General features: G+C 33.7%; 23 protein-coding genes. 8 read left to right on the top strand and 15 right to left on the bottom strand.

What is annotated here, in order from left to right; genetic code table 11:
• Together IJE64_RS06340 and IJE64_RS06345 are read left to right on the top strand one after the other, a co-directional pair.
• The gene (locus tag IJE64_RS06340) at nucleotides 1-1218 is read left to right on the top strand and encodes a PD-(D/E)XK nuclease family protein (RefSeq protein WP_292783626.1); all 1218 of its coding nucleotides are present in this window, start codon (nucleotides 1-3) and stop codon (nucleotides 1216-1218) included.
• A 25-nt stretch (nucleotides 1219-1243) separates the two neighbouring features.
• Nucleotides 1244-1924, top strand: a complete 681-nt coding sequence (locus IJE64_RS06345; RefSeq protein ID WP_292783629.1) for a DUF169 domain-containing protein — start codon at nucleotides 1244-1246, stop codon at nucleotides 1922-1924.
• Here IJE64_RS06345 and IJE64_RS06350 read toward each other — a convergent pair.
• The 3 genes from IJE64_RS06350 to IJE64_RS06360 all read right to left on the bottom strand — a co-directional run bounded on the left by IJE64_RS06350 (nucleotide 1916) and on the right by IJE64_RS06360 (nucleotide 5157).
• Complete coding sequence (locus tag IJE64_RS06350; protein WP_292783632.1) at nucleotides 1916-2569, bottom strand: NTP transferase domain-containing protein; 654 nt, start codon at nucleotides 2567-2569, stop codon at nucleotides 1916-1918. The two genes, IJE64_RS06345 and IJE64_RS06350, sit on opposite strands and share 9 nt — an antisense overlap.
• 24 nt (nucleotides 2570-2593) lie before the next feature.
• Complete coding sequence (locus IJE64_RS06355; protein ID WP_292783634.1) at nucleotides 2594-3781, bottom strand: hypothetical protein; 1188 nt, start codon at nucleotides 3779-3781, stop codon at nucleotides 2594-2596.
• Between the two features lie 89 nt (nucleotides 3782-3870).
• The gene (locus tag IJE64_RS06360; RefSeq protein WP_292783636.1) at nucleotides 3871-5157 is read right to left on the bottom strand and encodes a Mur ligase family protein; all 1287 of its coding nucleotides are present in this window, start codon (nucleotides 5155-5157) and stop codon (nucleotides 3871-3873) included.
• Between the two features lie 126 nt (nucleotides 5158-5283).
• Between IJE64_RS06360 and IJE64_RS06365 the strand changes: the two genes are divergently transcribed.
• Entirely contained in the window at nucleotides 5284-5679 is a 396-nt protein-coding gene (locus IJE64_RS06365) for a nuclease (RefSeq protein ID WP_292783638.1), read from the top strand.
• 26 nt (nucleotides 5680-5705) lie between these two features.
• On the opposite strand, the gene IJE64_RS06370 is transcribed toward IJE64_RS06365, so the two are convergent.
• The 8 genes from IJE64_RS06370 to IJE64_RS06405 form a co-directional block, all read right to left on the bottom strand.
• A complete protein-coding gene (locus IJE64_RS06370; RefSeq protein ID WP_292783640.1) occupies nucleotides 5706-8453 on the bottom strand; it encodes an AAA family ATPase in 2748 nt (915 codons plus the stop codon).
• Entirely contained in the window at nucleotides 8450-9718 is a 1269-nt protein-coding gene (locus IJE64_RS06375) for a DNA repair exonuclease (RefSeq protein ID WP_292783644.1), read from the bottom strand. The genes IJE64_RS06370 and IJE64_RS06375 overlap by 4 nt, the downstream gene beginning before the upstream one ends.
• A gap of 174 nt (nucleotides 9719-9892) precedes the next feature.
• A complete protein-coding gene (locus IJE64_RS06380) occupies nucleotides 9893-11395 on the bottom strand; it encodes an ATP-binding protein (RefSeq protein ID WP_292783648.1) in 1503 nt (500 codons plus the stop codon).
• Nucleotides 11389-12462: a DNA double-strand break repair nuclease NurA gene (locus tag IJE64_RS06385; RefSeq protein WP_292783651.1), complete on the bottom strand. Its 1074-nt coding sequence runs from the start codon at nucleotides 12460-12462 to the stop codon at nucleotides 11389-11391. The genes IJE64_RS06380 and IJE64_RS06385 overlap by 7 nt, the downstream gene beginning before the upstream one ends.
• A gap of 65 nt (nucleotides 12463-12527) precedes the next feature.
• Nucleotides 12528-13280 carry a geranylgeranylglyceryl/heptaprenylglyceryl phosphate synthase gene (locus IJE64_RS06390; RefSeq protein ID WP_292783653.1) on the bottom strand — a complete coding sequence of 251 codons (753 nt, stop codon included), beginning with the start codon at nucleotides 13278-13280 and terminating at the stop codon, nucleotides 12528-12530.
• A 120-nt stretch (nucleotides 13281-13400) separates the two neighbouring features.
• A complete protein-coding gene (locus IJE64_RS06395) occupies nucleotides 13401-13547 on the bottom strand; it encodes a 50S ribosomal protein L40e (protein ID WP_292741479.1) in 147 nt (48 codons plus the stop codon).
• Nucleotides 13548-13706: 159 nt separating this feature from the next.
• On the bottom strand, nucleotides 13707-14240 hold the full coding sequence (locus tag IJE64_RS06400; protein WP_292783655.1) for a DUF367 family protein: 534 nt from the start codon (nucleotides 14238-14240) through the stop codon (nucleotides 13707-13709).
• An 11-nt stretch (nucleotides 14241-14251) separates the two neighbouring features.
• Nucleotides 14252-14896: a hypothetical protein gene (locus IJE64_RS06405; protein ID WP_292783657.1), complete on the bottom strand. Its 645-nt coding sequence runs from the start codon at nucleotides 14894-14896 to the stop codon at nucleotides 14252-14254.
• 126 nt (nucleotides 14897-15022) lie between these two features.
• On the opposite strand from IJE64_RS06405, the gene IJE64_RS06410 reads away from it, so the two are divergent.
• From IJE64_RS06410 to IJE64_RS06425, 4 genes are read left to right on the top strand one after another with little or no spacing between them, the layout of a single operon-like run.
• Nucleotides 15023-15730, top strand: a complete 708-nt coding sequence (locus IJE64_RS06410; protein WP_292783660.1) for a hypothetical protein — start codon at nucleotides 15023-15025, stop codon at nucleotides 15728-15730.
• Between the two features lie 12 nt (nucleotides 15731-15742).
• Nucleotides 15743-16276, top strand: coding sequence for a nicotinamide-nucleotide adenylyltransferase (locus IJE64_RS06415; protein ID WP_292783663.1), 534 nt, complete (start codon nucleotides 15743-15745; stop codon nucleotides 16274-16276).
• A 49-nt stretch (nucleotides 16277-16325) separates the two neighbouring features.
• Nucleotides 16326-16763: a molybdenum cofactor biosynthesis protein MoaE gene (locus tag IJE64_RS06420; protein ID WP_292783665.1), complete on the top strand. Its 438-nt coding sequence runs from the start codon at nucleotides 16326-16328 to the stop codon at nucleotides 16761-16763.
• A 3-nt stretch (nucleotides 16764-16766) separates the two neighbouring features.
• Entirely contained in the window at nucleotides 16767-16904 is a 138-nt protein-coding gene (locus IJE64_RS06425) for a hypothetical protein (protein ID WP_292783667.1), read from the top strand.
• A gap of 16 nt (nucleotides 16905-16920) precedes the next feature.
• Here the strand turns inward: IJE64_RS06425 and IJE64_RS06430 are convergent, their stop codons facing one another.
• Complete coding sequence (locus IJE64_RS06430; RefSeq protein ID WP_292783669.1) at nucleotides 16921-17127, bottom strand: molybdopterin-binding protein; 207 nt, start codon at nucleotides 17125-17127, stop codon at nucleotides 16921-16923.
• 23 nt (nucleotides 17128-17150) lie between these two features.
• Nucleotides 17151-17357 carry a molybdopterin-binding protein gene (locus tag IJE64_RS06435; RefSeq protein ID WP_292783672.1) on the bottom strand — a complete coding sequence of 69 codons (207 nt, stop codon included), beginning with the start codon at nucleotides 17355-17357 and terminating at the stop codon, nucleotides 17151-17153.
• Between the two features lie 344 nt (nucleotides 17358-17701).
• Here IJE64_RS06435 and tsaA point away from each other — a divergent pair, with 344 nt between their 5' ends.
• On the top strand, nucleotides 17702-18187 hold the full coding sequence (gene tsaA / locus IJE64_RS06440; protein ID WP_292783675.1) for a tRNA (N6-threonylcarbamoyladenosine(37)-N6)-methyltransferase TrmO: 486 nt from the start codon (nucleotides 17702-17704) through the stop codon (nucleotides 18185-18187).
• A gap of 26 nt (nucleotides 18188-18213) precedes the next feature.
• On the opposite strand, the gene IJE64_RS06445 is transcribed toward tsaA, so the two are convergent.
• Nucleotides 18214-19245: a M42 family metallopeptidase gene (locus tag IJE64_RS06445; RefSeq protein WP_292783678.1), complete on the bottom strand. Its 1032-nt coding sequence runs from the start codon at nucleotides 19243-19245 to the stop codon at nucleotides 18214-18216.
• A gap of 211 nt (nucleotides 19246-19456) precedes the next feature.
• Nucleotides 19457-20533 carry a Coenzyme F420 hydrogenase/dehydrogenase, beta subunit C-terminal domain gene (locus IJE64_RS06450; protein WP_292783681.1) on the bottom strand — a complete coding sequence of 359 codons (1077 nt, stop codon included), beginning with the start codon at nucleotides 20531-20533 and terminating at the stop codon, nucleotides 19457-19459.
• Between the last annotated feature and the right edge of the window lie 79 nt (nucleotides 20534-20612).

The following is a 20612-nucleotide window of genomic DNA, read 5'->3' on the forward strand; positions in this document are numbered from 1 at the left end:
ATGAAATTACCTTCAAGATCAAAATCATACATGATTCCAGAGTACAGCTTAACTGGAGACTTGTTATCTTACATTACATGCGGCCTTCAATACAGGTATCAAAATAAAGGAACCCTTCCTCCTTCAAAACCAGTGCAAAGGTGGTTTGGTGAATTTATCCATGGAGTGATGGAAGAAGCCTACCTCGATTGGAAACATCAACAAAAGGAATTCCCTTGGGACTGGAAAAAGGATATACGGCCAATTGAAGATGAAATAGATTTGAGATTGCAAGTCAGAGGCCTTTATCCCCATGATGAAGATTTGTTTTTCAGCATTAACAGGCCTGGAAACGACCTGGAACTTGATGATTTGAATGAACATGACCATAAAAAACTAGCTAGCGCAAGAGCCGAAAAGGCAATAAACATTTGGGGAAAACACCTATTCCCACTAATAGATGCATCCGAACTATTGATAAAAGGGGTTCGGCCAATGCCCAACTATGATAAAAATATAAGCAGGTCTAATTATTATGGGATTAATGGCGTTGTCGATGTTTTAACATCCACAAAAATCAATAAAATACATGACCAGAGCACACTATACAACTACGACAACAAAATCGTCAATTTCATAAAAGAGAATCTTCATGAAACCGATATTGAAGATTATGAAATAATCATTGACTACAAAGGAATGAAAAGACCTCCAATAAAAGTTACAACCCCAAATAGCGAAGACAAATGGGAACATCACAAACAGCAAATATTGACCTACTCATGGCTCAGGTCCAAACAAGAAGATGCAAAAAACATTTCAGCAGGAATCATTCTTTATCTAAATGAGCTGGTGCCATCGAAAGAAGACTTGGTGCTGATTAAGGATGAAATCAACAATGACTTAACTGACGTTCCATGCGAAAATGAGTTTTATGATGATGTGGAGTTAATTATGCAATGGGAGGAAGATGAAAAAGCTCCAAACTTAAGTGATGAATTCAAAATAGCCCGGTCAATCAGATTCATCAAAATAGATGATGAGGAACGCCGAAAAGCACTTGACAAATTTGATGAAGTTGTGTCCAATATCGAAAATTCACTGATTAAAGAGATGAAAGGGTGCAAAATACAAGAGGCATGGAAAGCGGAGGCTGACAATAGAACTTGTTCAGCTTGCGATTTCAAGACATTTTGTAAAAATAACACTGACATAACAAAAAACTTTAAAATTCCATAATACAAAATATTAATTAGGCGATAATATGGCGGATTCTAGTTTAGAAAAAAACAAAAAATATTGTGAAGTTATTGAAGGTAAAATCAAACTTGATGCCAAACCGGTTGCAATGAAACTGATCAAGACTGAAGAAGACCTTCCTGAAGGTTACGATTTAATTGATGAAAAAGTAAGACATTGCGAAATGGTTAGAAAAGCATCACTTGGCAACAAATTTTACTCTACAATCGATGAACAAATGTGTTTAGGTGGAGCTGGAGCTATCGGATTGAGAGACATGCCTGAAAAATTGGCTAACGGTGAAAAATACTTCTCTCTCGGAAGATTCAAAGACTTGGAAACAGCCAAAAATCTTACCGGCAAACTTTCCATTATTGAAGATAAATCCTGGGGAATAATCTATGCTCCATTGGACGAAGCTGACTTTGATGCTGATGTCATACAGGTTATTACAAAACCAGTCGGGGGAATGCTGCTTGCTCAAAGTATCGTTTATAAAACTGGTGAAAAAATTGAACCTTCATTTGCAGGCATCCAATCATTGTGTGGAGATGCATTTGCAAACCCATATCTTGAGAAAGGGGTTAATTTCACATTAGGTTGTGACGGTTCAAGAAAAGCAGCAGACATTAAAGATTTTGAAATGACAGTAGGAATTAGTTCTGAAATGATTGAAGAAGTAATTTCCGGTCTTGAATCAATCTAAAAGATTTAAATAATCTTCATAATGATTAATATTTAATAATTCTTTTTTATTTTTTTCCTTTATTCCATAAAACGTATAGCCATCGGCAAAGATTTTTCTCAAAATCGGGTTCAGATTATCATCCTCATTTTCCAAATAGCCCATCAGATTTAATCTTGGCGCTACAAAAGGCATTCCCAAACCTTCAGCAGTGTCTAATAGTCCTGTTTTTCTCCTTCTTAAAATTGAAATCGTGTGGAAAGGATCTTCACTATTCAAACAAACATCAATTAGATTGTCAAAAGTCTCTGTTGAAACTGTAGGTTGGTCAGCGGTAATGCACAATGCAAAATCAGAACTAATATTTGACAAGCCATTGAAAAGAGATGTTGATAAACCTACATCAACAGGATTGTTTTGAATGAATTTTACACTATCTTTATAATTATCAAAGATAGCTTCTTTTATTTCACTAGAATAATGGCCAAGTACTACAATACATTCATCAATGTTTGCATTTAAAGCATTGTCAATAGTTGTCTCTATAACGGTCGAATCTTTAAAGGGCAGAATAAGTTTATTTTTCAACTCAATGTTTCTTGCTAGCTGATCATTCCTCATTCTGGAATTTTTTCCGGCCGCTGTAATAATGGTTGAGATTGACATAAAAAAAATAAAAAAAGGATATATTCACTCGTTTGGAATATATCTAACGATTCTCGCATAAATACCCATTCCTGTACCTGAACCTTCTGTCCACATTATGATTTTTACAGGATAATCATGAGTATTTGTAACGGTAATATCACTTGCAGGATTATATCCGAAAAGCACTGCATTTTCAGATGAATCCATTCCAACAGGCAATGAGAATCCTTCTGCAAGCACAGCTGCTCTTAAAGCTCTAGCAGATGGACATACACCGTGAGCTGCACTTCCACCTGGAGCGGATGCATCATTTGCAGACTCAAAGTAAACATAATCCCTACCGGAACTAGTTGAATTAGGTGGAATGATTGTGCCATTCCAGGCCTCTACAAATTGCCTTGCATTAGTTTCCCTAATAGAATTTCCATATTCAGGGTGAGAACCTAAAGTTGTTCCATAAACTTCACCATATTCCTCAGTGTAATTGCCTGAATAAAGAAGAATTGGTGAGCCAGTTGGGTATTCAGAAACATAATCAGTTACATCCTGACCGAAAATAATAGGAACCTGATCTGAACTAATATTAGCTCTTCCATCTGAAAATCTAACAATTCCCTTTTCCAATACAAATTGGGAACCCACAGACGCATCGTAATTGTACCAGCTGACAATTGTATCATTGTTATAATAGTCGCTTGAATAGTTTATGTTTTTAATTTGGTCTGTAGGAATTGACTCAATTACTTTTCCCCCTTCAATAACGTCAACACCATCCTCAGTCTTACATAACAATTTATACGGAGTACTGTATCCCCATATATATGTATCAGGACCTTTGACAGCTAATTGATCTCCTTCAAATGTCAAATATCCCGGTCCGTCAATATCAATAGCGTTTCCATATGAATCAATACCCTCACTAGATACTGAAGTAAAATCGAAAGGAACTACACCTGTAGACAGGGTCATGAAAATCCCCTGAATATCCAATGCCATGAACTGATGAGTAATAAAACCGAAATTTTTTAGTAAAGGAACTTCAGCAGTCCTATTAACCCCTAAAATGGAATCTCCATTAAACATGGATTGGCCTACAGTGATATTGTAATCTTCAGCAACAGATTGGCCAGTGTAAGGAGTACTGCTTACCAATGAAAAAGCGAATAAAAATGCGCACACGAATAATAATACAAAAAATATTCTAACTGATGTTTTTCTCCAACTTCTCATTTATTTACACCCATAACATGATTAGATTATGGTTACTATAATTTAATAACATTGTAAAATTTCTTTTTTATTATATAAATATATTTGTATCAATTGGATAACTTCTCAGAAATCATCTTTATCCTTTCCTGAATATCAATAATGGTGTCCTGACCATTACCTCCAATCAGTATGGCATCCTCATGTGAATACTCTGCAACCAACTCTATTATCTCATCAAGAGTATTTACAGTGATTATATTGCCCATATAACCCAATGAATTGAGCCTGTAAATTGCAATATCTAAAGTGTCATCCAATCCAGGGAACAATACGATGACTTCAGGATTATATTTTACCGCAACATCCAATATATCTAACCTGTGCTCTTCATTGTGGCGAGGAGTGCCAATGAATATGGCATAAAAGTCTTTTTCAGACAATATTGAAGCTAAAGCATCAGAATTGTCAGTCTTTCCAACATAAACTGAAGCATCATTTATTTTATAAACATCTAATCTACCTTCAACTGCCCTGAATTCGGCAAGGCTGGATTTTATAATTTCTTTAGGCACTTTTAGTTCTCGAGTAATCGCATAAGCCAGTCCTGCATTAAGCAGATTGAATTTGCCAAAAAGTTGCAATTCATCCTGATATTCAAAATAGAGTATTGTCTTATAAGCGGATTCCTTAAAATCTGTGTTAAAATCTTGATTGAAGGCAGTGAATATCAGTTTATTGTCAAAAAATCTAACTAGAGAATTTTTATAATTAGCTATGGTCTTGTGAACATTCATATGGTCATTTCCAATATTGGTTAGGCCAATCATGTCAAAATCAAATACATGTTTGCAGAAATCCAGGGTCATGTCACAAACTTCAACAAGCAGTATATCATATTCGCCTTCACTTGCTTCCAATATCAAATCGTAATATCCTGAAAATCCTCCGCCGCCATTTCCGCCAACTAAAACTTTTTTGCCGGAATTTTCCAAAATGCTTTTAATCATGTGAACTGTTGTTGTCTTGCCGTTTGTTCCTGTAATGCCAATTGTGAAAATGTCCTTATGCTTTTCTAGAACATCACTTAAAAGATTTCCATTTTCCAATAATCTTGTTGCGAATGTCCCTCCATACATGCTGGGACTGATAGCTATTGCATCACACTGTTCAATGGCATAAGGGTTTGTAAAACCCAAATCCAAAGTTATGTTTTCACCAACAATGGAAACAGTTTGTTCACTATCCATCATATTCATGGAAAGCAATGGCAAATCCAAACCTTCTAAATCAACATTAATATTCAAATCAGTAGCATAAACTTCCCAACCATGTTTTAAAAGGGAATTTACTGCTTTTTTACCCTCTACACCTAAACCAATAACCGCCGCTTTCATAAAAAACTAATCCTTAAAAAAATAATTCATATAATTACTTATTACTTTAGAATTAATAAATATTTTGTAAAAAGAAAAGAAATTAATTTATAGTATTATGGTACATAATTAAAGCAAGGTGGTTAAATGTTTGAAGATGAAAAAGATGATAAAATTTATAATTTGATAATTTCCAACGGCATTGACCAAAATAATGAATACGGCCAATTTACTCAAAAACTATACTCCAAAGTAGATTTCCTATGGAAAGAATCTATTTCCGGTTCATATTCCTTAGCTGGAGAACAGTTCTACTCAAAAGTTGATCGGATAATATTGCTTGCAGGACTCTACAATGACAATAAGGAATTGTTTGAAGATCTTCTAAACGCTAGTGAAAAATATGACATCCCAATTGTTTTGGTAAGGCCTTTAGGTGTTGAAGAAGTTCCGGAAATTCTAGAAGAAAAAGCTGCAACCATCGTCGGATGGAATGCTAATTGCATAATCGATTCAGTTAAAAATGCTGATGAACTAATGTAAAAAAAGAAAAAAATAAAAAATGATATTTATACAATAACATTAGAAATACCATTTTCTTTTTCAACTTTGATTAGATTGTCAGCCGCATTTTCAAGCTGACTTTCATGAGTTACAATAATCATCTGCGGCAATACAGACATGTCCTTTAATAGATTAATAAGTTCATGCCTTCTGGAACTATCCAAATGAATTGTAGGCTCATCTAACAATATTGTATCCAAATCTCCTTTGGACATGGCTTTAGTGATACCAAGTCTTAAAGCCAATGCAATAGCTATTTTTTCACCACCACTAACCATACTCAAAGAGGATTCACCTTCCGGGCCGTATACAGTAACGTTATACTCATCATCTAAAGTCAAATCAGAATAATTGAAATTGAACTCATTGAAGAATTCCTTAGTATACTTTTGAATTAAAGGTTTTGAAATGGCTCTCAACTCTTTTTGGATACCATTTTTATCGAATAAATCTCTAATAGTCTTTAAAATATTAATATATTCTTCAACATTACTGTGCTCCTTTTGGAATTTGTCGGCTATTTTTATCTTTTCGCCCAATTCTTTAAGATTTGTAATTGATTCACGAGCTCTTCCTTTCAATTCGGAAAGTTCATTATTAAATGAATTTTGTTTTTTCTCATACATCTCATAGCGGAACAGAATTTGCTCATATTTTTCCTTATCATATGAAGATGCCTCAATCTTATTTTTAGTAATGTCCATCTGATTTAGACTGACACCTATCTCCTCTTTAATAGTATCATGTTGAGTCATCAAAGAATTTTTATTTTTAATGAAACCTTTTAACTGATTAAATTCTTCATTCTTCTGTTTTAAATCAGATATGCGATTTTGCAGTTCAATTGAACTAATATCTCCACTCAAATGAGAATCTTGCTCAAAAGCCAATTTAATGTTTCTGACATGGACATCGATTTCATTTTTGACTTGTTTCAATTTATATTGAATCTCGGTTTCATCACCTAAAACTTCCAAAGCACCTTTAGCCTTATTGAAATCATCATAGGATGTTTTATAGGATTCACGAGCAGTTTTTTCCTTAGAAATGCTTAATATGATTTCGCCTAATTTATCGCTAATTAACTCTTTAGATTCGAGGTTTTCATCGACTTTATTCAATTTAACCAATTCGTTTTCCAAATGGTTAAACTTCTGTTTGTATTCTATGATGCTTTTAGACAAATCTTCAATCTTTTCAAGTTTTTCTTCATAATCTTCTTTATCTTTAGTGAGTATGCGTACATCTTCGCTGAATTGTGAAATTAATTTTTCATTTTCATCGATGTTTGATTCATACTGCTTAATCAATTCCTGTTTTTTAGTTGAATCGATATCAGACTGGCAGACAGGACATTTATTGTCAACGTCTTCAAGTTCTTCTAAAGGCTTTTGAGAGGATTTGATGTTTTGTTTAAATACAACAATGTCCTCATTTTTAGAAATGATTTCCTGTGACAATTCTTTAATTTTTTTAGAAGTTTCATCAGATAGATTGTTTGTAGTTTCTTCTAAGTTATTGAAATCATCTACCTTATCCAAATCATCTTTAGATAAACCACAATCATCTAATTCATCTTTAGCGCTTGAAAAGAAGTCTTCTATGTCATTTCTTTCAGATTCAATTCCCTTTAGCAAATCTTTTTTATCTTTTTCCAATTTGGCCATTGTAGCCAAATCTTTTTCGTATTTAACTTTCTGATTGTTTAATCTTGTAATCTTTTCATCAGAAGCCAGGAACTTATCATGGTCTTCCTCATTCTCAGCGACAATATTCTTTTGCTGGCTAATTGAATCTAACTTGTCATAAATCTCATCCTCATCCTCTTTTAGTTTCTGAATACTGATTACTGACTTTTCAAAATCAAGATAGATATCCAATTTTGAGACATATTTTTCCAATCTACTAATCTGTTCTTCTGCATCACGAATCTTATCTAAATTTTCTTGAACTGATCGTTTATTTTCTTCCAATTTAGCTAAATTCGCCTCTTCAGTTTCCAAATTATGAACTTGATTATCGTAAATTTCCTTTTCTCTTTCCATATCCCTCTTACTTTCAGAAATTTCATTTAGAGCATTTGAAACCTCTTCAATATTGCTTTCAAGTTCATGACCTCTGTCTTTGAGAGCTGTTAATTCATCTTTCTTGCGTTCATGCTCTTCTTTTAGTTCTTTTGAGTTGTATAACTTGCCTTCAAGTTCAGCGCGTTTTGTTTCATAATTATTTATAAATGGAAGTAAGTTTTTCCATGATTTTCCAAGAGAATCAATGCCCAAAAGCTTAGCAATCAAATTTTTTTTCTCAGCAGGTGTTTTATCAACCAACTCAGCAATCTCACCTTGCCTGATATAGATAGCATTTAAAAACAAATCAGAATCTATGTCTAAGATCTGGCGAATTTCATCATTAACTTCCTTATCTCCTGTGCATATATGGATAAAACCGCTATCAGATGAAGTTTTAGCGAAAAGTGAAGATTTTAGATTGGATTTTTTTTCGCGAACAATTTTATATTCTTTGCCGTTTGAAACAAATTGCAATTCAATAGACATTGTGTCTGCATTATTTCTAACCAAATCATCAATTCTTTTAGCGGTGTGCTGTTTGAATAAAGCAAAACTTATGGCTTCCAATATTGTTGATTTTCCTGCTCCATTTTCACCAACAATGACGCTAATTCCTTTATTGAAATTAATTGTAGTGTTTTGATGGGATTTAAAATTATTTAACCTTAATCTTGTGAAAATCATTCTGGAACCTCCTTAAAGGTTACTTGAGTATCGTCTGTTTCATCTTCAGAAATTTCATCTTCGCTTTCGGCCATTTCATCCTCGAATTCATCTTCAATAGTTTCTATAGTAACCTCCATGTCTTCATCTAAAGGATAATGTTCAGCATAATACTGGTCTATTACTCCTCGTGCATCCTCAAGCTTATCTTTTGATAAAAGGTCGTATATGTCAATGGCTAATTTTCCAATGTCCTCATTTTCATAATCTTCTAGTTTTTCTAAAATCAATTCTTTTGGACCTACAGGAGCTTCTCTAACAATAATATCTTCAATTTCCCCATCAACCATGTTAAATGTTGGTCTAATCATCAAAGATAATTCTCCAAGTTCTTCATTTATCGTATCATAAATGATACCAGTATCGGAATCAACATTATTGATTTCCAAAATCAATATCGGCTTGTTATCTAAATCTCTGATAGTCTCCTTAATGCCTGCAATATTTGATTCCAGTTTATTGTAATCAATGGACCTTTTAATAAATTCACGAGAAATATCAACCTTAACTCTCTTAACAAGTGGTTTTGCACCATCAAAATCGACCACTACAAAACCCTTACCATTTTCATGGTAATCTGCCAGTTCATCTGTTTTCCAAACTTCGGTGGACCCAGGATAAACTAATTTTCCTTTTCCAAAATCAGTCATGGTGTATTTATGAATGTGACCTAATGCATAATAATTAAAATTATCAGGAATATCTCCAGTTTCCAATTCATATTGGTAATCAAAATAATTGTCCACACCTTGATGTAACACTAAAATTGATTTATCATGATCAGCAGCCTTTTTAGATAATTCCACCAATTTAGATTTTAAGACATTACTTTGAGATGCGGTATAAAACGGCAAACCTCCAATGAAAATATCACCATGCATATAATTAGTATTAATTGGGCTGATAACTTTTAAACCCATCTTTTTAAAAATTACATGTGGCGGAATTGATCCCTTACTTAATGCGGAATCATGATTTCCTGCTATTGCATACATAGGAATGCCGGCACCTTTCAGTTTTAGCAACCCTTTCTGAAATTCTAAAAGTGCCATTGGAGATGGTTTTGGGTTTTCAAATAAGTCCCCACTATGTATTACAAAATCAACTTTCTCTTCTATTATTTTATCTATAACCTTTCCAAATACTTCATAAAAGTCTCTTTCTCGCTCAATTAAACCAAATTGGCGATAACCTAAATGAGTATCTGCTAAATGTGCAAATTTCATTATATTACCTTTTTTATTCAATTGTATATAACCAATTTAAACACTATAACAGCATTTAATTAAATAATAATATATTGGATTGCATATTTAATGGTTTGCCAAGAGAGCATTTGAAAAGAAATAAAAATTGATGTATAAATGTTTAATTGAAAAATAAGTAAAATGGATATGAAACTAATAATCATATCCCATGTCCAAAGTTTCTTGTTCCTGAATCCTTAACTGTTCCGCTTCCTTTTCTTTGATGTTTTTAAAGTGGGAAACAATATCCATGTCATCACCATGGCGACGACCTTTAAATTCATCAATTTTAACGAGTGTCGGCACTTTACTCATCAATCCCAGCACGACAGCTTCTCCAACATTTAAAGAAGGTAGCTGATTTACCAGATCCTGCGACAAGCTTTCACTAGCGGACTGGACATGCCTTTGGTCTTCGGGTTCGACCAGCCTCAGGATGATCATGTTATTCATTTGGGACAATGCATCATGGTCAACCGTTTTTGGAGATTGACTCACCAAACACAATCCAAGTCCAAATTTACGGCCTTCACGCGCAACTCTTTGAATCCATGTTTTAGAATCAGAATCGCGTTTGTTTGGAGCTAAAATATGGGCTTCTTCCAAAATGAAAAATATTGAATTATCCATCAATTCATCCTTGTTCCCGCTATTAGCCGCATCTTTAGACCTTTGAAGTGAATTTCTTAGAATATGGCTTACAAGCACACTGGCCACTGATTCATCCACTTGGCTTAAATCCAGGACATTAACATGAGAATGTTTTATATTGGATAGGATATTTGCAGCATTCTTATCAAATAGTTTGGAATACCTGTCCATGGAATCATCAATCTTGTTCATAACATCTATAATCTGCTTATCCGCCTTTTCATCCAATGACTCCTCATGCAAAATGTTATGCATTATCTGCAAAAAGTTATTGGTGTTGGCCCGACCATCCTTAAGCATGTCATTGGCTGTCCTGAATGCCCTTCTGAAATGCCTTTCCTGAATATAACCATTTTTAGGGATATTGACCAATCTCCTAATCTCATTAAAGGTCATGTATCTTGGATTTATTTTAGGTCTGATAAGATTAACATCACCGTTTGGAAACTCCGCATCCCTATACTCACCATGCATGTCAAATACGAATACTGGAACGCTATAAGACAATAACTGGTCAATCAAAACAGATACAGTGTTGGATTTTCCAGCACCCGTCATTGCCAAAATGGCAAGATGCCTTGATAAGATTGGATTTGCATCGACATTTACTTCAACATCACTCTGATTCACAAGACAACCCAATTTTAACGGATTTCTAACTTTAAATATCTCTTTTAAAATTTCCCTATCTGCCAATTTGATTTCAGTTCCTGGAAGCACTGGAGTTCTCGGCAATTTCAGATTATCATTGACATCTCCAAGAATCTTTACTTTACCGCGTATATAATTGTCTTCAACGCCAATTCTTGAAATTTTTTGAATCGCTTTAAAATCGTTTATATCAACATTTAAAGCATCATTTCCTCTAATTAAATTTTCTATCATGCCCAATACTTTTTTGCCGTCATAATCTATTGTAACATATTCGCCTACTTTCGGCATCTTATCTGAAATGAATGTTACTTCTGTAAGTGAAGTTTCCCCTACGCAAATTCCAACTACCATGACATCACTTCCCTGTTTGTTGTTTCATAAATCTTAGCTATTTTCATTAATTCCTTCATATTCCTATCCGTAATCACAACATCGTTATGTGCTTTATTCAGCAGGTAAGGATAACCTTGAACTGACAGGACATTGATCTTTTTGACAATCTCAAAAACCTCTTTTTTAGAAGCTTTATATGGCAATTCAACCTTTAAGACATTCTTATTATCCTGAAGTCTCACATAAAATACTGTGAACTTCAATTGCTTGAAAAAGTCGTTGTAAAATGGAAATGGTGCTTTTTTAAACACTCTCCTATATTCTATTTTAGAGATTCCCTGCTTTTTTGTGAATTTATCGAGAAATGAAATGTCCGGAATATTCCATTTGAATAATTCATTGTCTGAAGATGTTTTGGATATTGAAATCATCTTCCCCTTATAAGTCAAGAGCTCTTTCAACAGTATGATCTTTTCGACAGCCGCCAAATGCAGGTTATATTCTTCAATCTTATTTGAATTTTCGCGTTTTGGCATTTCCACCAATTTTAAGGAATCCCTGATATCTGGAAATACCAATCCAAAATGCCTTTGATTCAGCCTTCTTTCAAATTCATTTAAAAGGCTGTCATCCATATTCTCTCTAAGTTTATCAGGTAGCTTGGCACCTCTTGGAAAAGCATTCTGCAAGTCCCCCAAGATGGATCCATCGAACATGTAATAATCAACATCATAATCCTTAATGGCCCTTAAAGCGCATTTCAATTCATAAATCGCCATATAGCTACCTAAAAGTTCATCTAGAAAGGATATGTGAGATATGTCAAATATATCCGAGTCATCTATTTTTTTTATTTCCCCGTCATAGATTATTGATTCTGCACCGACAGCACAGAAGTTAGTTGTCAAAAACTTCTTTTTGTTGAAACTTCCATCTCCTGCCGCTATTGAAAAATCATCAGAACTTTCACCGATATCCCTATTAAACCATTTGTATTCCAATTGAGATTCAACATCCGTCTCAGAACCAATATCCTGAATAAATCCTCTTTTAGCGATGGCTTTTTCATATAGTGAATTTAACATAATATCTCCTTAAATAACTATTATGTTAATATAAATAAAAAAAGTATGGTAAGAGCAGTTGAAAACTACTCTAGTGAAGCCTTTCTAATGGCTCCGGCTAATTCCTGAATTTTAGCTTTAACATCATCAGTGTCTTCAACGACAGTACCTGTTACTATGATGTCTCCTCCAGCTTTTGCAGCCATATATGCTGCTTTTGCATCACGGATCCCTCCGCCGACAACAAGAATATTTTTTGGAGCGGCCTTTTTGGAATATGCAATCATTTCTGCCGGAATCGGTTCATCTACACCGGAACCAGCTTCAAGATAGAAGAATTTAATTCCAAACAGTTCTGCAGACATTGCATAAACTGCAGGTATCTTAGGCTTATTTCTAGGCACCATATTAGCATCGCCAACCCATCCGACAGTTCCGCCAGGAGCAATAACCATATAATGCATGGATAAAATCTCCATTCCAGAGGCCTTCACAGCAGGTGCTGCAATGGCTTGGGCTCCGTTAATCCAGTGAGGATTTCTGGAGTTAACATAACTCATATAAAAGATTGCATCCGCATATTTACTTACGCTGCTGGTATTTCCAGGGAAAATAATAATCGGCACTGCAATATTTTCAGATAGAATTTTACAGGTATTGTCCACATCATCACCATTAACAGTAGACCCACCAATCATTATTCCATCGGTTCCACCTTCAATAGCCTGAGTAGCTATTTCCAAAGCTTCTTCAGGAGTTTGTTCATCAGGGTCAATCAAAGTAAAATGGATTTTTCTAGTTTTTAAAATATCTCTAATATAATTTTCTACGTCCTTCATAAAGATTACCTAAAATAAGATTTATAAAAAATAATATATTAAATTAATTGTTTAAAACTAGAAATTGATTAATTAAAAAAAAATTGTAAAAAAAATAGTAAAAAAAGTAAGAGAATAGGATTATCCTCTTGGTTCTTTTGCTTTATATCTTAAACCTTTGTAACCACATTTTCTGCAAGTAGTTGCACCAGCAGGGTTACGTGCATTACATTTTAAGCAGATTTTTACATTAAACATTCTGTTTTCTGCTACTTCAAATCTTGCCATTAATAATTCCTCCTATAATCATGAAAACTTAATTAATAATTAAAATAACCGTTATGAAATAAAAAAATAATATTTTCACTTTCCATAACTATTAATAAATTATTTTAACTTAATAGTATTTAAAGGTTTAGGAAAAAAGGGATAATTAAAGAAAAATTATTAATCATTTTCAAAATTAATGCCCTTTTCTGATAGAAAATCATTTTGAACTTTGACAACATCAGAACTTGTATCAACTTCACTGTAATCCTCAAGAAGATCATGGTTAAGTTCAAGAAAAGTATGGCCCCATTTAAAGCCATCCATCAATTCACGAGCCTCATCCTTAAAACGAGTGATATACAATGTCGCTGCAATGGCTTCAACGGTTGATAAGATACAGGGCTTGCCATAGTTTACAGGATTTGTAGCTATTAGAAATGGCAAGGATCTATGGTATTTTGAAAGAGAAAAGAATTTTTTAGAGCTTGTCACTTCATTCCAGGAACAGTCAAGCCCTACAATTCCCCTCCTTTGAACATATCTGTAGTCTTCATAGGATACTGCTTTTTCAGCATATGGATTTAGGACAATTGCACCTGACGGAATCTTATTGATATTGTAAACTAACCTACATTTACCTTGCTTTTCCATTTTAATGGAGGTGCATTTTTTCCTATCACATTCATCCGCATGAAAAACTGTAATTTTCATATTTAACCATTTTAAGATGAATAATTGCCTGACTTATACTGGCGAATCAATTCCATTTGATGAGCAAATTCCTGTTCGGACAGTCCATACTGTTCACTGATTAATGGAACATCATCACTTTTCTTCAGAGTTATGCTTTTAAGCAATGGTTCTATATAATCCGTATATGCCTCACCGAATGCATTTCCTGTTGAATTGACATCACTGTCAGCTTCGAAAATCGCAAATATCAGATAACCTTGATTTTCGCCTTGGCATTCGCAAATTATTATATTCATCGTATTATTAGCAGTGCTGTTTAAGTCTTCTGATGGAATCGCCTCACTGAAATATATTTTCCACTCATTTCCATTGAACGTTCTCTCATCAGGATTTGTAACTCCCTGAAGCTCATAAATCTCCATCAAAGCTGATGAATTATCTATAGTGGTGACATTGTAAGTGATATTATGCTGTTTATCCTTATAGGAATGCAGGTAGCCTAGAGAATCATTTACCAGACTGACATTTCCTACAAAAGTACCGTTCATAAAATCTGTTTCAAATTCTGTGACCTGCTTATTGCCATTTAGTATGCCTGTGGCAAAAATAACACCTACAACAGCAATAACCGCGATGATAGCCACAGCAATAATGATTATTTTTTTATTTTCCATTATGAGAACTCCATAATTTATTCATGTTCTATTTAAGTAAAAAGTCTTTAATAAAGTTTCTTCGATTGAAAAAATATTTTAATAAAAAATAACAAAAGATATTAAATAAAAAAATATGGTCATCATATGAACAAGAAAAGACAATATCAAATATTGCTGATAGTTTTAATAATTATCGTAATATTTAATATCGCAATTATGCTAACAGCCGACAACAATTCTTCAAATGTCTACAATGTTACTACTGTTGGCAATAATTCATATGGTACAGTCTATAAAATCATTGCGGGAAATCCCTCATCAAATGAGACAATAGCCATTATTTTAGGAGTCCATCCTCGAGAACATGAAATCCATGATGCAATAAACCAGACAATCTATAACATTGCCGGGGAGGATGGTGCTAAAAACTTAACTAAGAGATTTGTGATTTACTTTATAGACGTGAACGATACTTTCACTTCACGGGGAGACACAAGAACTGCCGGAGAAGCCCTGGCCAATGAGTTCATCGTTCCCAACATTGAAAACGACAATCCATTTGTTGTTGTTGATGTTCATGAAATCGATCCTATTTACGAGTATTCAAATTTCCTCTTTAGCCTGTCCAATAGAACTCCACAAATAGATAGTTATATAAATAAGCTATCGGAAGACGTTGATTTGGTGGACTTTAACTTTACTGAAGGAACAAGCCCTGAAAAAGTTACAATGCCTATAGCAGATAAAGGAATTCCTACAATACTGCTTGAAATATCAATTACAAATGACTATTCACAAAAACAAGATGCCGCAAATAAATTGATTGCAAGTTTAGATGAGTTAGAGCCTTAAAACGTGATTATTATGCAAAAATCCAGAGCAATACTAATTGGTAGAATGCAACCTGTTCACAATGGACACATGCAAGTTATCAATAAAATTTTAGAAGAAGTAGATGAGCTGATTATTGGAATTGGCAGTGCCCAAATCAGTCATGAGAAAAAAGACCCATTTACTGCAGGTGAGAGAATTGTAATGATAAGTCAAGCTTTAGCAGATGCGAATGTTGACCCATCAAGATATTACATTATCCCCATGCAGGATATTAATTTCAATGCCATTTGGGTTTCACACGTCAAAATGCTGACTCCCCCATTCTCAATTGTCTATACTGGAAATTCTTTAGTCAAACAGTTATTCAAAGAGGAAGGATTTGAGGTTAGGCAACCCCCACTTTATGACAGACTGCATCTATCCGGTACCGAAGTAAGGCGAAGAATTATTAATGATGAAAATTGGCAAGAGTTGGTTCCGAATGCAACAGTTGATGTTATGAGTGAAATTGAGGGTGTTGAAAGAATGAAAAACCTGTCAATCAAGGAAATTAGCGACATATAACAATAGTTATTTATACTAATTTGACAATAATATATTTGGAGATGACATAATGGTTGTAAGAGTAATAGAAGCAAAGGAAGATAAAGTTACAACAGCTGATTTAATAGCTGATATTAAAAAAAGCAATAAAATTGATTATTCAGGAGCTATTTTCACCTTTGAAGGAATCGTGCGTGGAAAAGAAGAAAATATGAACCTGAAAAAATTAATTTTAACTACTCCCGATAAAGAAAAAACCCAAGAAGAAATTGAAAAGATAGTCGAAAACGCTAAAATCAAATACAATGTCCATGAGATTTCAGTTGTTCACTATATCGGTGAGTTTTATACTGGAGATTCATTGTTTTTAGTTGCAGTTTTAGGTAACCACAGAGGAGAAACTCTCGATGCATTAAAAGAAGTTATTGAAACTGTGAAATATGAAGTCGAATTTAAAAAAGAAGAAATATCAGAACAAGGAACAAAAACAATCCTTGCAGGAGGTTAAACCATGTTTTTAATGAACATTATAAGAATTGCAATAATATTCATTATTATTTATGCAGTTTTAAAAAATTTAAAAACCCTTTTAAAAGCAGGCGTAATTATATTCGTTATTTTGTTATTGTTAGGATTTATAGGGTTTTAAAACCCCTATCCTAAACTTATTTTCCGATAATTACTTCAGTGGATTTAATTATTGCAGTAACATCATCACCTTCACTCAAACCTAAATTCTCAGCAGATTCCTTAGTAATGACAGCAGTGATAACGCTTGGATCTGTTACTTCAATTTTAATATTAGCCATTACGGCACCTAAATCGATATTTGTAATTTTACCATTTAATTGATTTCTTGCACTAAGCTTCATTTTATAATCCCCCATAAACAAATTTATTTACCGATAATTACTTCAGTGGATTTAATTATTGCAGTAACATCATCACCTTCAGCCAGACCTAACTTTTCAGCAGATTCCTTAGTAATAACCGCAGTAATAGTATTTGGTTCGGTGATCTCAATTTTAATATTAGCCATTACAGCACCTAAATCGACATTTGTAATTTTACCATTTAATTGATTTCTTGCACTAAGTTTCATTTTCACATCACCTTATGTTTTACAATAATAAATTGTATCGAATTGTATATAAATGTTTCGTTTTTTACTAAATAAAGGTATTTGAAAACGATTACCTTATTTAGTTCATATCGATATAATCTTATAATAATATTATTTTAAAAAGAAGTTATAATTATTCTATAATAAATATTATGAAGTTTATAGAAATATAACTAAAAAATAAATAATTAAAATTATTTATATTAATATATAATAAAAATTAATCCTTAAAATTAAATTTTATCGAAATTCATAGACTATCATCGATGAAATTATGAAACTCTAGAAAATTATATTAAATTATAAATCGAAAAATACTATTTATGAAAATCGAAATGGAATCAATAGGAACAATTCATACGGAATTTACAGAAATTGAAGGAATGCCGATTCAACCAACCGGCGCAAAAGGAATTAAAGGAACTATTGAAATTAAAGAAAAATACGTTGACGGCCTTAAAGACCTAAATGATTTTTCACATATTCACATAATATATCTGCTTCACAAAGTGGATGGATACATGCTTGAAGTGAAGCCTTTTATGGATGACAACACACATGGAGTGTTTGCAACAAGATCTCCCAAAAGGCCAAACAGAATTGGCATGAGCGTCGTTAAAGTCACAGACGTTAAAGATAATGTAATTTGTGTTGAAAATATAGACGTTCTAGACGGAACCCCACTTTTAGACATAAAACCATATGTGCCTCAGCTTTACGAGGATACAATCGGTGAGTTAAAAATCGGATGGTTTGAAACAAATCACAAAAAAGCAAAATCACAAAAGTCAGACGACAGATTCAAATAGAATCATTAAAAAAAGTAAAAAAATAGCTATAAATTATTTATAGCTTCTGTAATTAATTGGATGGTTGATTCGACATCATCCATGCTACATACACTTACGGGAGTATGAATATACCTTGTAGGAACGGATAAAACCCCTGTTGGAATTCCTTCACGAGTCAAGTGAATTGCAGTTCCATCAGTTGTTCCGCCATCACTCACTTCAAGTTGATAGTTAATATCGTTTTCATCACCAGCCTTGATGAGCATGTCCTTTACTGATTGTTGAGTTAATATTCCTCTTCCGCTTGCATCTGCCAAGATGATGGCGGGACCTTTGCCCATTACGACAGGTGCCTCTTCAGGTTTGATGCCTGGATGGTCACCAGATAATGTTACATCAAGCGCAATGGCCAAATCAGGATTTAATCTGAATGAAGAAGTTTTTGCTCCTTTAAGACCGACTTCCTCTTGGACTGTACCTACACCGTAAACAGTAGCTCTTGTTTTTACTCTTTTTAGAACTTCAATCATTACATAGCATCCAACACGGTTATCAAGTGCCTTACCCATGACAAGATTATTCGGATACTCTTCAAAAAGAGCATTGAAGGTCATTTTATCTCCAATTCTAACCATCTTTTCTGCTTCTTCCTTGTCTTTTGCACCAATATCGATAAACATGTCTTCGGCTTTTACCACTTTGTTTTTCTCTTCAGCTTTAGTAACATGTGGTGGTTTTGAACCGATTACACCTACAACATTCTCTCCAATAGAAGAATGAATGGTCACTGTTTGGTTCATTAGCATTTGATCGTTGATTCCACCGATATTTGAAAATTTGATAAAACCGTTATCATCAATGTATCTTACCATCAAGCCTATTTCATCCATGTGAGCTGCAAGCATTACAGTAGGAGCCTTTTTTTCACCTTTCTTGGTTGCAATTAAGTTTCCCATACTGTCCTTTTCAATATTGTCAGCTACGTTTTCCAATTCACGTGTAATAATTTTAGCGATTTCTTCCTCAGATCCAGAAACACCTGACGCTAAAGATAGTTCTCTCATTAATTCCATCATATCACCAATTGAACTTTATCAACATTAATAAGTTGAATAAACTTACTTAACGGCCATATAACAATTGTCGGCCATTCCCCTCATCTTGAAGGTTCGGACAATCATATTATATCGTCTTAAAAAAGTTTAATTATTGTCATTTATTATTTTATTATCTTTAATATATAAAATTAAATAAAAAAAAGTAGAAAATATGTAAAAGATTACATATCTATTTATTTTCCAAAGCCTTGAAACCGATAGGTGTTGTACTGTATTTTGTTCCGGCTGCAGTGATTACATCCTGAACTGAAGAAGTGAGTTTTGATTGTGGTCTCCAAGGTGCATCTTTGTCTTCTCCAACAACAGACACTTCATCGACTATCTTATTTTCAAGAAGATATACCAAGATAGCTGAAACTACCCCACCATCCTGACCTATGATGGAATCCGCTTTAACGGAGTAGATGTCCAAGTAGTTTCCAAGCGGCTTTTCATCAATGTCTGATTCATAGATTTCTTCACTGACGAATGTTCTAGGGCATGCAAAATAACATGCATGACAATCCTCATCACATTGCCCCTTAATCACTGGTTTCCTATGGTTGATGTGGATTATGTCCTTTGGGCATACATATTCACAGGCTCCACATAAAACGCAGGATCCTACACTGATGACATCATTCTGTAAATTTTCAAATTGGCATAGGCTGCATTCTTCTATAAATTCTTCCTCTGTTACTGCCCTTTTAGACAATACAGGTCTTGCAACAGCTTCCCTTTTTTTATAACGTTTTGTGTTTCTTGAGATTTTTTGATTTGCAATGCGTTCCAATAGATTCAATCCTTTTTCAGACATTTCATCAACAGCAATATATCCCTTTTCAATGCAATCCTCAATTATTTCTCTTCCTTTCTTGGACCTGACAATAACTGTGGAATATCCGCTAGGAGAACCTACTGAACCTACTGAAATATCAGAAACATCAGAAGTATAATCAGTACAGATATGGCAATTCTTACGTGTGAAAGGTTCTGTTTCTGCAATTGGAATTGAGAATACATTACCGTCTATTAGATTTGCAACAAATCTGCCCTTGTCTATTCTAAATTCTTTAACTTCGTATAATTCTATGCCTTGTTGTTTTAAATATTTCTCCAGATAGGAATATGAAAAGTTTTCCATGCAGAATAATCCTATTTTTACATCAATAGGTGAGCCGCCGGTTTGTTTTTCGTATTTGTTTATTTTGGTTGCGGCCAATATCTGACAGGGTGTTCCCACCATTGCTGTTTTAATTTCACTCACTTTTTACACCTCTTTATAGACCGGAAGATATCTTCCACCAATACTTATTTTTGCATTTAACATATATAAAGTTTTTCCA

The organism is Methanobrevibacter sp., assembly GCF_017409525.1.
Taxonomy (GTDB): Archaea; Methanobacteriota; Methanobacteria; order Methanobacteriales; family Methanobacteriaceae; genus Methanocatella.

Coding starts and splice junctions, on each gene's coding strand:
- IJE64_RS06340 (WP_292783626.1), top strand. CDS start 1: ATGAAATTACCTTCAAGATCAAAATCATACATGATTCCAGAGTACAGC.
- IJE64_RS06345 (WP_292783629.1), top strand. CDS start 1,244: ATGGCGGATTCTAGTTTAGAAAAAAACAAAAAATATTGTGAAGTTATT.
- IJE64_RS06350 (WP_292783632.1), bottom strand. CDS start 2,569: ATGTCAATCTCAACCATTATTACAGCGGCCGGAAAAAATTCCAGAATG.
- IJE64_RS06355 (WP_292783634.1), bottom strand. CDS start 3,781: ATGAGAAGTTGGAGAAAAACATCAGTTAGAATATTTTTTGTATTATTA.
- IJE64_RS06360 (WP_292783636.1), bottom strand. CDS start 5,157: ATGAAAGCGGCGGTTATTGGTTTAGGTGTAGAGGGTAAAAAAGCAGTA.
- IJE64_RS06365 (WP_292783638.1), top strand. CDS start 5,284: ATGTTTGAAGATGAAAAAGATGATAAAATTTATAATTTGATAATTTCC.
- IJE64_RS06370 (WP_292783640.1), bottom strand. CDS start 8,453: ATGATTTTCACAAGATTAAGGTTAAATAATTTTAAATCCCATCAAAAC.
- IJE64_RS06375 (WP_292783644.1), bottom strand. CDS start 9,718: ATGAAATTTGCACATTTAGCAGATACTCATTTAGGTTATCGCCAATTT.
- IJE64_RS06380 (WP_292783648.1), bottom strand. CDS start 11,395: ATGGTAGTTGGAATTTGCGTAGGGGAAACTTCACTTACAGAAGTAACA.
- IJE64_RS06385 (WP_292783651.1), bottom strand. CDS start 12,462: ATGTTAAATTCACTATATGAAAAAGCCATCGCTAAAAGAGGATTTATT.
- IJE64_RS06390 (WP_292783653.1), bottom strand. CDS start 13,280: ATGAAGGACGTAGAAAATTATATTAGAGATATTTTAAAAACTAGAAAA.
- IJE64_RS06395 (WP_292741479.1), bottom strand. CDS start 13,547: ATGGCAAGATTTGAAGTAGCAGAAAACAGAATGTTTAATGTAAAAATC.
- IJE64_RS06400 (WP_292783655.1), bottom strand. CDS start 14,240: ATGAAAATTACAGTTTTTCATGCGGATGAATGTGATAGGAAAAAATGC.
- IJE64_RS06405 (WP_292783657.1), bottom strand. CDS start 14,896: ATGGAAAATAAAAAAATAATCATTATTGCTGTGGCTATCATCGCGGTT.
- IJE64_RS06410 (WP_292783660.1), top strand. CDS start 15,023: ATGAACAAGAAAAGACAATATCAAATATTGCTGATAGTTTTAATAATT.
- IJE64_RS06415 (WP_292783663.1), top strand. CDS start 15,743: ATGCAAAAATCCAGAGCAATACTAATTGGTAGAATGCAACCTGTTCAC.
- IJE64_RS06420 (WP_292783665.1), top strand. CDS start 16,326: ATGGTTGTAAGAGTAATAGAAGCAAAGGAAGATAAAGTTACAACAGCT.
- IJE64_RS06425 (WP_292783667.1), top strand. CDS start 16,767: ATGTTTTTAATGAACATTATAAGAATTGCAATAATATTCATTATTATT.
- IJE64_RS06430 (WP_292783669.1), bottom strand. CDS start 17,127: ATGAAGCTTAGTGCAAGAAATCAATTAAATGGTAAAATTACAAATATC.
- IJE64_RS06435 (WP_292783672.1), bottom strand. CDS start 17,357: ATGAAACTTAGTGCAAGAAATCAATTAAATGGTAAAATTACAAATGTC.
- tsaA (WP_292783675.1), top strand. CDS start 17,702: ATGAAAATCGAAATGGAATCAATAGGAACAATTCATACGGAATTTACA.
- IJE64_RS06445 (WP_292783678.1), bottom strand. CDS start 19,245: ATGATGGAATTAATGAGAGAACTATCTTTAGCGTCAGGTGTTTCTGGA.